This window comes from Corynebacterium lujinxingii, assembly GCF_014490555.1.
Classification (GTDB): Bacteria; Actinomycetota; Actinomycetes; order Mycobacteriales; family Mycobacteriaceae; genus Corynebacterium; species Corynebacterium lujinxingii.
In genome coordinates this window covers 581,316-594,642 of the sequence record NZ_CP061032.1, presented here as the reverse complement: position 1 = coordinate 594,642, position 13,327 = coordinate 581,316, and the positions used below count along the sequence as shown (strand labels likewise).

General features: G+C 58.7%; 13 protein-coding genes, 2 rRNA genes and 1 pseudogene. 10 read left to right on the top strand and 6 right to left on the bottom strand.

Translation table 11 applies throughout. The annotated features are described in order from the left end of the window. Positions 1-58: 58 nt before the first annotated feature. From IAU68_RS02900 to IAU68_RS02885, 4 genes are read left to right on the top strand one after another with little or no spacing between them, the layout of a single operon-like run. Positions 59-316, top strand: a complete 258-nt coding sequence (locus IAU68_RS02900; RefSeq protein ID WP_171194685.1) for a helix-turn-helix transcriptional regulator — start codon at positions 59-61, stop codon at positions 314-316. Next, on the top strand, positions 313-810 hold the full coding sequence (locus IAU68_RS02895; protein ID WP_171194684.1) for a hypothetical protein: 498 nt from the start codon (positions 313-315) through the stop codon (positions 808-810). Before IAU68_RS02900 ends, IAU68_RS02895 begins: the two co-directional genes overlap by 4 nt. Then, a complete protein-coding gene (locus IAU68_RS02890; protein WP_171194683.1) occupies positions 807-1,685 on the top strand; it encodes an ABC transporter ATP-binding protein in 879 nt (292 codons plus the stop codon). The genes IAU68_RS02895 and IAU68_RS02890 overlap by 4 nt, the downstream gene beginning before the upstream one ends. Then, on the top strand, positions 1,685-2,881 hold the full coding sequence (locus IAU68_RS02885) for an ABC transporter permease (RefSeq protein ID WP_171194682.1): 1,197 nt from the start codon (positions 1,685-1,687) through the stop codon (positions 2,879-2,881). The genes IAU68_RS02890 and IAU68_RS02885 overlap by 1 nt, the downstream gene beginning before the upstream one ends. Here the strand turns inward: IAU68_RS02885 and IAU68_RS02880 are convergent. Then, positions 2,878-3,171, bottom strand: coding sequence for a type II toxin-antitoxin system RelE/ParE family toxin (locus IAU68_RS02880; protein WP_171194681.1), 294 nt, complete (start codon positions 3,169-3,171; stop codon positions 2,878-2,880). The genes IAU68_RS02885 and IAU68_RS02880 overlap by 4 nt on opposite strands. After that, positions 3,155-3,409, bottom strand: a complete 255-nt coding sequence (locus IAU68_RS02875; protein WP_171194680.1) for a type II toxin-antitoxin system ParD family antitoxin — start codon at positions 3,407-3,409, stop codon at positions 3,155-3,157. Before IAU68_RS02875 ends, IAU68_RS02880 begins: the two co-directional genes overlap by 17 nt. A 43-nt stretch (positions 3,410-3,452) precedes the next feature. Here IAU68_RS02875 and IAU68_RS02870 point away from each other — a divergent pair, with 43 nt between their 5' ends. From IAU68_RS02870 to IAU68_RS02855, 4 genes are all read left to right on the top strand, one after another. Continuing rightward, positions 3,453-5,093, top strand: a complete 1,641-nt coding sequence (locus tag IAU68_RS02870) for a DNA repair helicase XPB (protein ID WP_171194679.1) — start codon at positions 3,453-3,455, stop codon at positions 5,091-5,093. A gap of 11 nt (positions 5,094-5,104) precedes the next feature. Continuing rightward, on the top strand, positions 5,105-5,749 hold the full coding sequence (locus tag IAU68_RS02865; RefSeq protein WP_171194678.1) for a DUF3239 domain-containing protein: 645 nt from the start codon (positions 5,105-5,107) through the stop codon (positions 5,747-5,749). A 1,107-nt stretch (positions 5,750-6,856) separates the two neighbouring features. Next, complete coding sequence (locus tag IAU68_RS02860; protein WP_171194677.1) at positions 6,857-7,102, top strand: ribbon-helix-helix domain-containing protein; 246 nt, start codon at positions 6,857-6,859, stop codon at positions 7,100-7,102. After that, complete coding sequence (locus IAU68_RS02855) at positions 7,099-7,338, top strand: toxin (RefSeq protein ID WP_171194676.1); 240 nt, start codon at positions 7,099-7,101, stop codon at positions 7,336-7,338. Before IAU68_RS02860 ends, IAU68_RS02855 begins: the two co-directional genes overlap by 4 nt. A gap of 73 nt (positions 7,339-7,411) precedes the next feature. Here IAU68_RS02855 and IAU68_RS02850 read toward each other — a convergent pair whose 3' ends face one another. Beyond that, complete coding sequence (locus IAU68_RS02850) at positions 7,412-7,768, bottom strand: hypothetical protein (RefSeq protein WP_223111948.1); 357 nt, start codon at positions 7,766-7,768, stop codon at positions 7,412-7,414. Continuing rightward, positions 7,765-8,109, bottom strand: coding sequence for a hypothetical protein (locus IAU68_RS02845; RefSeq protein WP_171194674.1), 345 nt, complete (start codon positions 8,107-8,109; stop codon positions 7,765-7,767). The genes IAU68_RS02850 and IAU68_RS02845 overlap by 4 nt, the downstream gene beginning before the upstream one ends. A gap of 101 nt (positions 8,110-8,210) precedes the next feature. Between IAU68_RS02845 and IAU68_RS11460 the strand changes: the two are divergent. Then, a pseudogene (locus IAU68_RS11460) lies at positions 8,211-8,408 on the top strand (hypothetical protein). Positions 8,409-8,564: 156 nt separating this feature from the next. Then, on the top strand, positions 8,565-9,533 hold the full coding sequence (locus IAU68_RS02840) for an IS3 family transposase (RefSeq protein WP_171194673.1): 969 nt from the start codon (positions 8,565-8,567) through the stop codon (positions 9,531-9,533). 86 nt (positions 9,534-9,619) lie between these two features. Here IAU68_RS02840 and rrf read toward each other — a convergent pair. Both rrf and IAU68_RS02830 read right to left on the bottom strand, forming a co-directional pair. Continuing rightward, positions 9,620-9,737: ribosomal RNA gene (gene rrf / locus IAU68_RS02835) — 5S ribosomal RNA — on the bottom strand. A 165-nt stretch (positions 9,738-9,902) separates the two neighbouring features. Beyond that, positions 9,903-12,985: ribosomal RNA gene (locus tag IAU68_RS02830) — 23S ribosomal RNA — on the bottom strand. Positions 12,986-13,327: the final 342 nt, after the last annotated feature.

Genomic DNA, 13,327 nt, shown 5'->3' with positions numbered 1-13,327 from the left:
GGCCAAAAGCGAATAGGCAGGCTTGACACAACATTGGGTTTATACAACACTTTATTGCGTGTCACCGAAGAAACTACCGAAGGACCCGATCTACAACCGGGTCCGCGTCCTGCGCGCCGAGCACGACATGTCACGCGCCCGTCTCGCGGAACTAATCAATGTCAACCCGCAAACCGTCGGCGCACTCGAGCGCGGCGACCACTCCCCCAGCCTCGACCTAGCTTTTCGCATCTGCGAAGTCTTCGAGCTGCCCGTCGAGGCCGTGTTTTCACGCACCGAGTTCGCCCCCATGTCGAAGGAGCTCTACACCAAATGAACCACATCGACACCGTCCGCAAGCAAGACCCGCTCAATGCCAAACGCTTCCGCAATCCACGCGACACCCGCCGGTTGGTCGTCGTGTTCTTCGCCGGTATTGCCGCGGCAATCGCGGGCACTGTCGTCGGCCTCGCGTCGGACACCCCTTGGCCATCCCTGACCCCACTGACCGCGGGCATGCTCATCAGCATGTACTGCTGGTCAATGCTGCGCGGCGCGCACGACAACGTCGACACCGCCCCAGACGACCAGGTCGACGAGTACGAGCACCACGTCCTAGACGTGTGGCGCAGGCGCGCGCTCAAGGCCTACTCCGCGCTCACCGGCATCGGTGGTTTCGTCTTCATGATGCTTGGCGCACTACGAGACTCCCCAAGCTCCACCGCGCTTATGGCATCCGGCTACTTCATGATGTTCACTTTTCTCGTCGTCTACCCGCTGCCAATGGTCGGCTATGCCATTACCTTTAACCGTAAGGAGGACAACAAGTGACAACAATCGAGATACGTGATCTACACAAGCGCTTCGGCGACGTTCAAGCGCTCGACGGTATGACCCTCAACATCCGCGACGGCGAGATGTACGGCTTCGTCGGCTCGAACGGTGCCGGCAAATCGACCACCATGCGCATCGCGTTGGGCGTGCTCAGCGCCGATTCAGGTGAGGTGCTGCTCAACGGCCGCCCGCTTGACGACGACACCCGCCGCCTCATCGGCTACATGCCAGAAGAGCGCGGGCTCTACGGCAAGGAAAAGATCCTGGATCAGCTGATCTTTTTGGCCAAACTCCACGGCGTCGACGGCGCGGCCGCGAAGAAACGCGGCACCGATCTGCTCGAGGAGTTGGGTCTCGGCGAGCGCCTGGGCGACAAACTCGATGACCTCTCCCTGGGCAACCAGCAGCGCGTCCAGTTGGCCGCGAGCCTCATTCACGACCCGGAGGTGCTCATCCTCGACGAGCCGTTTTCCGGCCTCGACCCGGTTGCCGTGGACGTGATGAGCACGATGCTCACCGATCGCACCCGCGCCGGCGTTCCCGTGATCTTCTCGTCGCACCAGCTCGATTTGGTGCAGCGACTGTGCGACCGCATCGGCATCGTCACCCGAGGCCGCATGGTCGCCGAAGGCACCGTCGACGAGCTGCGCGCGGGCGGGCCGGTGCAGTTCCGCGTCGGCACGCAAGCGCGCGGGTGGATCCCCACTTGCGCCACGCTTATCGACGACACCCCCACCCACGTGACCGTAGAAACCGATTCCACCGGCAACGACCAGGCGATCCTCAAAGCCGCGATGGCCGCCGGCCCGGTCCACGAGTTCACCCGCGTCGTGCCGGATCTCGCCGAGCTGTTCAAGGAGGTTGTGAAGTAATGAAGCCCTACTCCCCCATGCACACCATCACCACCACCGCGAAACGCGAGGTGGAAATCCTCCTGCTGAAAAAGGGCGTCATTTTCACGCTAGTGATTTTGCTGCTCGGCATCGTCGGCATGATCGGCTTCGCCACCTGGATGAAAAACAAAGAGGACTCCGAGGAGTCGGGCCCCGCGATCGCCGCCGTGGGCATCGAGCAGCAGCTTCTCGACGACGCCGGCTACGACACCCGCACCGCCGCCGACCGCGACGAAGCCCTGCAGTTGGTGCGCGACGGCGAGGTGGAAGCCGCCGTCGTCGCGGGCGATAAGACGTGGGAGGTGATCGAGGACGGTGTACCGACGACAAGCCTGTTAACCAGCGTCAACACGCTTTCCGAGCAGCACGCGCGCGCCGAAACCTTAGACAACCTGGGGATCACCGCCGGCGAATACGAGGCCGCCACCCCACAGATCGAGGTTGTTCCGGTGAACCTGGACAACGCCGACAGCGGCGATCCCGACGACTCCGAGGAGCACTTCGCCCGCTTGGGCACCACGCTTATCGCGCTCATCATCGTGATCTTCACCGTGACCACGTTCGCCTCCCAGGTGGGCAGCCGCGTCACGGAGGAGAAGTCATCCCGCGTGGTCGAACTCGTGCTGGCTTCGGTGCGCCCGCTCGACTTCCTCGCGGGCAAGCTGCTGGGCACGATCGTCTACGGCTTCCTCGCCACCGCGCTGCTGCTCGCCGTCGGTCTGATCGGCGTCAACGTCTCCGGGCTTGTCGACGACCTCGAGCTCGACTGGGCCATCCTGCCCGTCCTCCTCCTGTCGTGGCTGCTCGCCATGCTGTTTTTCGGCGGTCTCTACGCCGCAGCGGGCGCGATGGTCCAGCGCACCGAGGATCTGCAGTCCACGCAGATGCCGATTTTGATCTTGCTCATGGCGAGCATCTACGTCCCCATGTTCTCCTGGTCACAAACTGACTCCACGTTCATGCAGGTCATGAGCTGGATCCCGCCGTTTTCGATCTTCACCGCGCCGCTGTCCTACGCCGCCGGCGACTTCACCGCCCTCCAGCTCGCAGGCTCGTTCTTACTCGCCGCGGTCACGACGACGCTGGTCGTGTGGGGCGCCGCCCGCATTTACAAGCGCACGATCCTGAACAACGGCAGCGTGACCAAGTGGTCGCAATTGCTGCGCAGGGGTTAGCTATTCAGGTGGTGTTGTAGATCCATGCGTTGGTGCAAGATTCGGACCACATCGATGACACCGTCGTCTTCCCGGTAGAAGATGATGTGGCTCCCGACTGCTTTCTTTCGGTAGCCAGAGCGAACTTCGCTTGCGGAGCTTCCGAGCCGCGGGTTTCCTCCAAGCATGTCGAGCATATACAGAACTTGGCCAACATAGCGCTCAGCCTGGGACATTCCCCAACGAACGGCCGTGTAGTTCCAAATCTCTACAAGGTCAGATTCTGCTTGGCGCCTAAGCCGATACTTCATGGTTGTTCTTCATACGCGCGATGAACGCATCGGGGTCGAAGTCGTGGACAACTTCGCTCAACTCGCCTTTTTCTAGAGCATCGTTGAGAGCCTTGAATTTCTGCTCCCGCTCCTCTACAAGCCGCAGGCCTTCGCGCAGCACTTCGCTAGCGGAGGCATAGCGGCCGTCTTCAAGTAATTCGGCAATGAACTTGTCGTATCGTTCCCCGAGGACAACGGATGTATTTTTCGCAGCCATGCCCGTAGACTACCAACGCCTACGAACAGGAGGAGTAGATCGCATGGCTCTCGGCGACGGCCCACTTATCGTCCAATCGGACAAGACTGTGCTGCTCGAGGTCGCGCACCCGGACGCGCCCAAGGCCCGTGCCGCGCTCGCCCCGTTCGCGGAGCTCGAGCGCGCACCCGAGCACATCCACACCTACCGCATCACTCCGCTTGCGCTGTGGAACGCTCGCGCCGCCGGCTTCGACGCGGAGCAGGCCGTGGACGTGCTCGAGCGTTACTCCCGCTTCCCCGTCCCGCAACCGCTGCTCGTGGACGTCGCGGAGACCATGGCACGATACGGCCGCCTCAAACTGGTCAAACACCCCGCGCATGGTCTCATCCTCGAAGCGGACGACCCGGCGATCCTCACCGAGGTCACCCGCTCCAAGAAGATCATCCCGCTCATTGCATCGCGTATCGACGACACCACCGTCCCCGTCCACCCTTCCGCCCGCGGCCAGATCAAACAGGAGCTGACGAAACTCGGCTGGCCGGTTGAAGACCGCGCCGGCTACGTCGACGGCGAATCCCACCCCATCGACTTAAACCACGACGGCTGGGCGCTTCGCGACTACCAGCAATACGCCGCCGACTCCTTCTGGGAGGGCGGCTCCGGTGTTGTCGTCCTGCCCTGCGGCGCCGGCAAAACCATCGTGGGCGCGGCGTCCATGGCGCAGGCGCAGACCACCACGCTCATCCTGGTGACCAACACCGTCGCCGGCCGCCAGTGGCGCGACGAGCTGCTGCGCCGCACCACGCTCGCGCCTGAGGAGATTGGCGAATACTCCGGCGAGAAGAAGGAGATCCGCCCGGTTACTATCGCCACTTACCAGGTGGTCACCCGCAAGACGAAGGGTGAATACCGCGCGCTCGAACTTTTCGACTCCCGCGACTGGGGCCTGATCATCTACGACGAGGTCCACCTCCTGCCCGCGCCCGTGTTCCGCATGGCCGCCGACCTCCAGTCGCGCCGCCGTCTCGGCCTGACCGCCACCCTCGTGCGCGAGGACGGCCGCGAGGACGACGTCTTCTCCCTCATCGGACCCAAGCGTTACGACGCCCCCTGGAAAGAACTCGAGATGGCCGGCTACATCGCCACCGCCGAGTGCGTCGAGGTGCGCACCACGCTTACCGACGACGAACGTCTCACCTACGCCACCGCCGAAACCCGCGAGCGCTACAGGCTGGCGGCGTGCTCGGATGCGAAGCTGGCGGTCGTCGATAAGCTGCTTGCGAAACATGAGGGCCAGCAGACGCTGATCATCGGCGCGTATGTGGACCAGCTCGAGGAGATCGCCGCGCGAATCGACGCCCCTCTCGTCGACGGCAAAACCACCACCAAGAAGCGCGAAGCAGCCTTCCAGGCCTTCCGCGACGGCGAGATCTCCACTCTTGTCGTGTCCAAGGTGGCGAACTTCTCCATCGACCTGCCCGAGGCCGCCGTGGCCATCCAGGTCTCCGGCACCTTCGGCTCCCGCCAGGAGGAAGCGCAGCGACTAGGACGCTTGCTGCGTCCCAAGGCCGACGGCGCCGAGGCTGTGTTCTACACCGTCGTCGCCCGCGACACCCTCGATTCCGAGTACGCCATGCACCGCCAGCGCTTCCTCGCCGAGCAGGGCTACGCGTATCGACTCGTCGATGCCGCCGACCTCTAAACTTAACCCCCATGAAGGTATTCAAGTTCGATGTCGACGAGAACTACGCCAAGCAGCACAACGAAATGGTGCGCGACACCCGCAGCCTCGTCGCTTCCGGAGTTGCCCTCTTCGTCATCTCGCTCGCCGGCGCCGTCGCCGTCTGGTTCTTCGCGCCCGCCGACTCGCCGTGGCGCACCCTTGGCACCGTCGGACTGGCGCTCTTCGGCGTCATGATGCTCATCGTGGGCCTGCTCATCCCCCGCAGCGTGGGCAAGACGCAATCGCTTTACGACGCCCACCCCCTCGCCCCCGCCATCATCACCGAACGAGTCGGCACCACCATCACCCTGACTGCCCTGGTGAACAAGAACGTCGAGCCTTCCCTGCCGCCCCGCTGGGCCATCACCTCGCGGGTGTTCCACCCTCTCCCGAACACTCCGGACAAGGTGGGCACTAAGGTGCCTGTTGCTGCCGTCGGCGCACAGCGCACCCGCGACAACCAGGGCCAGTGGGAGACGATTACCCCGATGCCGATCGCCTGGGGCACCCCCGACGTCGATGTTGTCGACCAAGCCCGCAACTTCATCCCATCCGACCAATGGTCCCGCCTCGAGAGGGCCCGCAAGAAGAAGGCTCTGCTGGAGGAGTCCAAGAACACCGTCGTGGAGTTGTAGGTCTGGCTTTTCGGGGACCGCTGTGATCAATCGGCCCCGGCGGCGCTTCGGTTTTGGGGGTGTTCTTACCTGGCGGTGGGTTGCTGTTGTAAAAGTCGTTAAGTTTTGGGTTTTCGCCCGGTAAAGCCCCTGGTCGTGGTGGATGGTTTAACGAGTTTTACAAACACAGTCCAAAACCCGTGCGCCGGTGTAGGCTCCGCATTGCGGACACTTGGGTGGGCCCCACTATTGCCCTGAGAGTCTCGGCTTCGATGGTTGGGTTTTGTAAAAGTCGTTAGGTTTCCGGTTTTCGGCCGGTCAATCCCCTGGTCGCCAAAAGTCGTATAACGAGTTCTACAAAACAGTCCAAGCAGCGATCCGCCGGTGTGGTCTCCGCATTGCGGACTAGTGGGGTCACACCAACTATCTCGCTACCGTCAACATGTAGGTCGTCCGCATTGCGGACAATTAGGTGGACACCGACTATCTCGCCGTCACAGTTGTTTCGACTCTGCATTGCGGACACGTGGGTGGGTACCCACGATTGCACTGACAGTCTCGGCTTCGATGGTTGGGGTTGTAAAAGTCGTTAGGTTTCTGGTTTTTGGACCTGTAAATCCCCTGGTCGTGGAAATCGGGTAACGAGTTTTACAAACACAGTCCAAGACCGGTGCGGCGGTATGGGCTCTGCATTGCGGACACTTGGGTACACACCAACGATGTTGCCGCCACTGTGGTGTCGGTCGTCCGCCGTTGCGGACTAGTGGGTGAGCACCCACGATCTCGCCACGCCGGTGCTATCGGTTGTCCGCATTGCGGACTAGTGGGTGGCCACCCACGATTGCACTCACACGCCTACCAACGTGGAGGGAGATTCAGACGGAGACCGGGTTCTCGCGGGCCACAGTCGCGCGTCACGTTGCAGCCCTCAAGGAAGCAGATGAGTGGCCTGTGCCTTAGGGGTCTCACACCGTAAGCAATATACGGTTCCCCTGCCTCCTGGGCAGTGTGATGTTGTTTTCTTTTTCGATGAGAGCGCAACGGATTATAGATGCGTTGTTGGGAACTTCTTTTAACCGATTGCGGGAGATAGTTGACAGGCGCCTAATTACGTAATACGTTAATTGCATGCCTGTTAATATCACCGAGAAGCAGCTGAACGCCTGGGTTGCCGAGGCGGAGGATGGTTATGACGTCGATGCGCTGAAGAAGCGCGGGCGAGGCCGCCCGGGTCGTGGTCCGGAAGCTTCCCAGGTGGTTACGGTTCGTCTCACCCCGGAGGAGCTGGAGTCGCTCGACAGGATCGCCGCCGAAAAGCATCTGTCGCGTTCAGAGATGATGCGTCAGGCGATCACCGCTATCACTGCGGCATGAGGGTGGCGGCATCTGCCACCAAGCACGGCATCAGTGAGGAAGACGGTATCCATGCCGCTTCATTTCCGACATGGGTCGCACCCCTTGATGATGATCCCGTGCAATGGCGTGAACTGCGCCTCGGGTTCGACACCCACGCCCGCCTTTTGGAAACTGTCGTGGTTGTCGCCTCCGACGGGGACGAATTACTGATTCACGCCATGAAAGCGCGGTCGAAGTATATAGAGCTCCTTTAGTAACCGCTCGATGTGCCGGTGGTTACTTAAGGAGCTCTAAGGAAAGCTGCCTCCGGTTTGTGGGGGTGGGGATTTATCGGGCTGAGGCCCGTTGGGTGATCCGGTTGGCGGTGTCTGCGGGGTTGTCCAGGGAGACGATGAGTCGGGTGAAGTGTTCGTCGGTGAGTTCGATGACGACGGTGTTTTCGTAGCCGCTGACGTTCCAGAACTGGTTTTCTCCGTCGGCGTGGAAGGTGCCACTGATCTTTTGTCCGACGCGCAGTCCCGGGCCACGCCACCCCTTGGGCTCGTTCTTCATGCCGGGGTCGCGGGTTGCCCCACGCACGTGATCCCAGGGGACCGTGATGCTGCCGGCGAAGGACCAGAGTTTGTCGAGTCCGCGCGGTTCGATGATGAGGTGGGAATCGGTCAGGGTCGCGGTGTTGTTCACAGCTTTTTCATCCCCCATTCCCATCCCCCACGATCAGCATCAGGAGAGGGGGGAGCGTAGCAATGGGAAATCTTTGAAGCGTGAAAGTAGTCCGTGAACGGCTTTTGCTCAAGATGCACACATTCCTCAGAGTCCCATTCGAACGATGCCGATTCATGCCAGACCTCAAATTGTAGCCGCAAACAATGCAGATCCTTAAGGCCAAAAAAGCTGCATAGCTCTGAAATCGTAAACTCCGCAACGACTTCATCTTTGTACAGCTTAATCCGAACAACATGATGGTCAACGTCTACCGGTTCGCCACCCTCTAGGTTCCAGAGTGGGGTTTTTAACAATTTCATTAGAGCCTCCTTAATTAGACTCCCCTGAAAAGTCTCCCTGGCATCGTTCCAAGTTAAAGGAATGGGGATGGTGGTGCCACGTTATATCCAGCGCAACTGAAGTGTCCCAGGTTTTGTTCCGTTTGAGTAGATGGGAAAATCTGGGATATGCCAAGAAAATTTGACCGGATGCCAAGGACCGCGTGGTCCGTCTCGTGGAAGATCGCATCTTGGCGGAAAATATGTCGATGCAAGCCGCGTGCCAGGCAGTAGCCCTAAAGCTGGGGGTTTTATGGCACACGGCTCGCCAATGGACCTAGCAGGCCCGCCGTTCGGGAACCCAGAACCTGTGCCTGAAGACTTGGCCGCCGAAAACGCGAGGCTACGCCGTGAAATTCAAGAGCTACGCGACACTAATGAGCTGTTGAAGGCCGCCTCGGCTTTTTCGCGTCGGAACTCGACCCGAAACGCCGGAAATGATCCGGTTCATCGATGAATACCGGAATCGCTTCTCTGTCGAGTTCATTTGTAAGGCGTTGAAGAATAACCGGGCAGGTGGGTTTATCACCTCGCGTGGTTATCGCCAGTCCAAGGCCCGTGGATTAGGTGCTCGTCGCCTTCGCGATGCTGTTCTCGTTGAACGCATTAGTGCTGGTCATCGGGATAATTACGGTGTCTACGGTGTGCGGAAAATGTGGCATGCTCTTCACCGCGACGGAACTGATATCGGGCGTGAACAAACCGCCCGGCTGATGCGCCTGGCCGGTGTTTCTGGCAAAGGCAAAGGCGGATCACCTATCACAACCCGAATAGCTAACGTGCCTGATCTTCGCCCGGACTTAGTCGAGCGTGAATTCAAAGCTCAGAGCCCGAATAGGCTGTGGGTGGCCGACATTACGTATGTGCGCACGAAGAAAGGCTTTGTGTACGCCGCGTTTGTCACCGACGTTTACTCCCGACGGATCGTCGGGTGGGCGTTATCAGATTCCATGCGCACCGAAGCACTGCTGTTGCAAGCTCTCAACCAGGCGATCGGGTGTGCTGAGGAAACAACAGGTCTCATTCACCATTCGGATCACGGATCGCAGTACGTCAGCGTAGTGTACAACGAGCGACTTACCCAACACGGCATTACAGCTTCCACCGGAACTGTCGGTGACTCCTACGACAATGCTCTTACTGAAAACGTGAACGGCTCCTACAAGAACGAGCTGATCCATACCAGCAGGTGGAATGACGTTGTCGAGGTAGAAATCGCAACGTTCGAGTGGGTGTCATGGTGGAACGAGACAAGACTCCACCAGAGCTTGGGATACCGAACCCCGATCGAGGTGGAAACCGAATTTTGGAAGCAGAACCCGCCCCAAGCAAGAATAGAAACCAAGGCAAATGCCCAGGAACAAAACTCGGGGCACTTCAGCACAGCCGGCACCACCCACTACTGAAAGGAAGGTGTGGGGTGCAAAGGAAACCACCCGGTCACAACACGCGTGGTGTTGTGACCGGGTGGTTCATATGTGTGAAGTTGTTGGGTCGGCGGTAACCTACTCTCCCACTCCCTCCCGGGGGCAGTACCATCGGCGCGGGCGGGCTTAGCTTCCGGGTTCGGAATGGGACCGGGCGTTTCCCCGCCGCTATCAACCACCGACACATCCTTGGGGTGTGTGCCGGGTCGTCCAGCGTGTGGTGACCAGTATTCAAATTATGTGTTGTCCGTGACATGGTGGTGTGTTGTGTCAGGACTGCATAGTGGACGCGAACAGTTCGTTTTTGTTTTGTTGTGTTGTTTGCACCTTTTGTGTGCGCAAACAGGTGGTTGGTTTGTTCGGTGTATTAGTACCGGTCGCCTCCACACATTGCTGTGCTTCCAGGTCCGGCCTATCAACCCAGTCGTCTCCTGGGAACCTCAAATGAAACCTCATCTTAAAACAGGCTTCCCGCTTAGATGCTTTCAGCGGTTATCCCTCCCGTACGTAGCCAACCAGCAATGCTCCTGGCGGAACAACTGGCACACCAGAGGTACGTCCGTCCCGGTCCTCTCGTACTAGGGACAGCCTTCTTCAAGTTTCAACGCGCGCGGCGGATAGAGACCGAACTGTCTCACGACGTTCTGAACCCAGCTCGCGTGCCGCTTTAATGGGCGAACAGCCCAACCCTTGGGACCTACTCCAGCCCCAGGATGCGACGAGCCGACATCGAGGTGCCAAACCATCCCGTCGATATGGACTCTTGGGGAAGATCAGCCTGTTATCCCCGGGGTACCTTTTATCCGTTGAGCGACACCACATCCACAAGTAGGTGCCGGATCACTAGTCCCGACTTTCGTCCCTGCTCGACTTGTAGGTCTCGCAGTCAAGCTCCCTTGTGCACTTACACTCTAAACACCTGATTGCCAACCAGGCTGAGGGAACCTTTGGGCGCCTCCGTTACATTTTGGGAGGCAACCGCCCCAGTTAAACTACCCACCAGGCACTGTCCCCAACCCAGATCATGGGCCAAGGTTAGATATCCACTACGGTCAGAGTGGTATTTCAACAACGACTCCACCACCACTAGCGTGACGGCTTCAACATCTCCCACCTATCCTACACAAACCGCACCGAATGCCAATACCAAGCTATAGTGAAGGTCCCGGGGTCTTTTCGTCCTGCCGCGCGAAACGAGCATCTTTACTCGTACTGCAATTTCACCGGGTCTGTGGTTGAGACAGCAGGGGAGTCGTTACGCCATTCGTGCAGGTCGGAACTTACCCGACAAGGAATTTCGCTACCTTAGGATGGTTATAGTTACCACCGCCGTTTACTGGGGCTTAAATTCTCCGCTTCGACCAAAAAGGTCTAACAGGTCCTCTTAACCTTCCAGCACCGGGCAGGCGTCAGTCCGTATACATCAACTTAACCGTCTTCGCACGGACCTGTGTTTTTGATAAACAGTCGCTCCCCTCTATTCTCTGCGACCTGAACCAGCAACCACAGTCGTATGACCAGGCACCAGTCCAGGTCCCCCTTCTCCCGAAGTTACGGGGGTAATTTGCCGAGTTCCTTAACCACAGTTCACCCGACCGCCTGAGTATTCTCTACTTGACTACCTGTGTCGGTTTCGGGTACGGGCCGTACACACACATCGCTAGAGGCTTTTCTCGGCAGTACAGGATCACCAACATCACCCAACACTGGGCTACGCATCACGCCTCACACACATGACAGCCGCATTTGACATGCTGTCGTGCCACACGCTTGCACCACAATCCAATAAGTGGCTCGGCTACCTCACTGCGTCACCCCATCACTGATCTACCACGGATCAGGCCCCACGCATCACCACCAACCAACCAACCACAAGGGTCGGCAACAGCAGGTGGATCAGGGTGGTTAGTATCACCGCTTCAATACTGGGCGCGCGTGTACGGGTACGGGAATATCAACCCGTTAACCATCGACTACGCCTGTCGGCCTCGCCTTAGGACCCGACTCACCCTGGGAAGACGAACTTGACCCAGGAACCCTTAGTCATTCGGCGGATACGATTCTCACGTATCATTCGTTACTCATGCCTGCATTCTCACTCGCATGCAGTCCACCGCTCCTTACAGTACGGCTTCACCCCACACACGACGCTCCCCTACCCATAGCAAACACTATGCCGCGGCTTCGGCGGTGTGCTTGAGCCCCACTGAATTGTCGGCGCAGAACCACTCGACCAGTGAGCTATTACGCACTCTTTCAAGGATGGCTGCTTCTAAGCCAACCTCCTGGCTGTCTTCGCGATCCCACATCCTTTTCCACTTAGCACACCCTTAGGGGCCTTAACCGGCGATCTGGGCTGTTTCCCTCTCGACTATGAAGCTTATCCCCCACAGTCTCACTGCAATGCTTGACTTCACCGGCATTCGGAGTTTGGCTGACGTCACTAAGATGATAGTCCCGCTCGGCCATCCAGTAGCTCTACCTCCGGTAAGCACACATCACGCTGCACCTAAATGCATTTCGGGGAGAACCAGCTATCACGGAGTTTGATTGGCCTTTCACCCCTACCCACAGCTCATCCCCTCAGTTTTCAACCTAAGTGGGTTCGCGCCTCCACAACCTCTTACAGCTGCTTCACACTGGCCATGGGTAGATCACCCCGCTTCGGGTCCAGGACATGCCACTCAAACCACCCTATTCGGATTCGCTTTCGCTACGACTACCCCACACACGGGTTAACCTCGCGACATGCCGCTGACTCGCAGGCTCATTCTTCAAAAGGCACGCCATCACACACAAAAAGGTGCTCTGACGGATTGTAAGCGCATGGTTTCAGGAACTCTTTCACTCCCCTCCCGGGGTACTTTTCACCATTCCCTCACGGTACTATTCACTATCGGTCACACTGAGTATTCAGGCTTACCGGGTGGTCCCGGCAGATTCACAGCAGATTCCACGAGCCCGCTGCTACTCGGGGCAATGATCAGCACGCATTTGCAACGCCTTCACGTACGGGGCTAATCACCCGCTCCGGCGCGCCATCCCAGACGCTTCCGCTAACGCACAAACACACACCTGCGGTCAGGTAGCCCGCAACAACCACACCCCACAACACCGCACACGCAACCCCTACCCAGGTATCACACGCACACGGTTTAGCCATCATCCGCTATCGCTCGCCACTACACACGGAATCACAATTGTTTTCTTCTCCTGCGGGTACTGAGATGTTTCACTTCCCCACGTCAACCCCCACACAGGCTATGCATTCACCTGCAGGTAACACCACACAACTGATGTTGGGTTTCCCCATTCGGACATCCTCGGATCAACGCTTAGTTGGCAACTCCCCGAGGCTTAACGCAGCCTCACACGTCCTTCATCGGCCCAGCATGCCAAGGCATCCACCATACGCCCGTAACACAAAACAACACACACTGCTGCTTTATACACACGAACGACTACAAACTGTAGACACTCAACAAACAACACAAATTACAGAAAAACAAGATGCTCGCGTCCACTATACAGTTCTCACACAACACACACCCCACACCAACAACCACCACAACAAGCAGTCATCAGTAGGCGGGATGCCACAACAACAGGAACACACAATGTTGCCCCAGACACCCAACAGCATGCCAACACACACAAACTGATTTTTTCGTTGCCGCGACACCTCAGTGTCACACCACACGAGCACGCACACCCACACCAGGCCACACGCAGACACCCTGATGGCATCCACCAACACGACCCGGGGTGCATGT

Excerpts from the sequence above, each read along its gene's own strand:
- IAU68_RS02895 (WP_171194684.1), top strand. The coding sequence starts at position 313 with ATGAACCACATCGACACCGTCCGCAAGCAAGACCCGCTCAATGCCAAA.
- IAU68_RS02885 (WP_171194682.1), top strand. The coding sequence starts at position 1,685 with ATGAAGCCCTACTCCCCCATGCACACCATCACCACCACCGCGAAACGC.
- IAU68_RS02880 (WP_171194681.1), bottom strand. The coding sequence starts at position 3,171 with ATGAAGTATCGGCTTAGGCGCCAAGCAGAATCTGACCTTGTAGAGATT.
- IAU68_RS02875 (WP_171194680.1), bottom strand. The coding sequence starts at position 3,409 with ATGGCTGCGAAAAATACATCCGTTGTCCTCGGGGAACGATACGACAAG.
- IAU68_RS02870 (WP_171194679.1), top strand. The coding sequence starts at position 3,453 with ATGGCTCTCGGCGACGGCCCACTTATCGTCCAATCGGACAAGACTGTG.
- IAU68_RS02865 (WP_171194678.1), top strand. The coding sequence starts at position 5,105 with ATGAAGGTATTCAAGTTCGATGTCGACGAGAACTACGCCAAGCAGCAC.
- IAU68_RS02860 (WP_171194677.1), top strand. The coding sequence starts at position 6,857 with ATGCCTGTTAATATCACCGAGAAGCAGCTGAACGCCTGGGTTGCCGAG.
- IAU68_RS02855 (WP_171194676.1), top strand. The coding sequence starts at position 7,099 with ATGAGGGTGGCGGCATCTGCCACCAAGCACGGCATCAGTGAGGAAGAC.
- IAU68_RS02845 (WP_171194674.1), bottom strand. The coding sequence starts at position 8,109 with ATGAAATTGTTAAAAACCCCACTCTGGAACCTAGAGGGTGGCGAACCG.
- IAU68_RS02840 (WP_171194673.1), top strand. The coding sequence starts at position 8,565 with ATGATCCGGTTCATCGATGAATACCGGAATCGCTTCTCTGTCGAGTTC.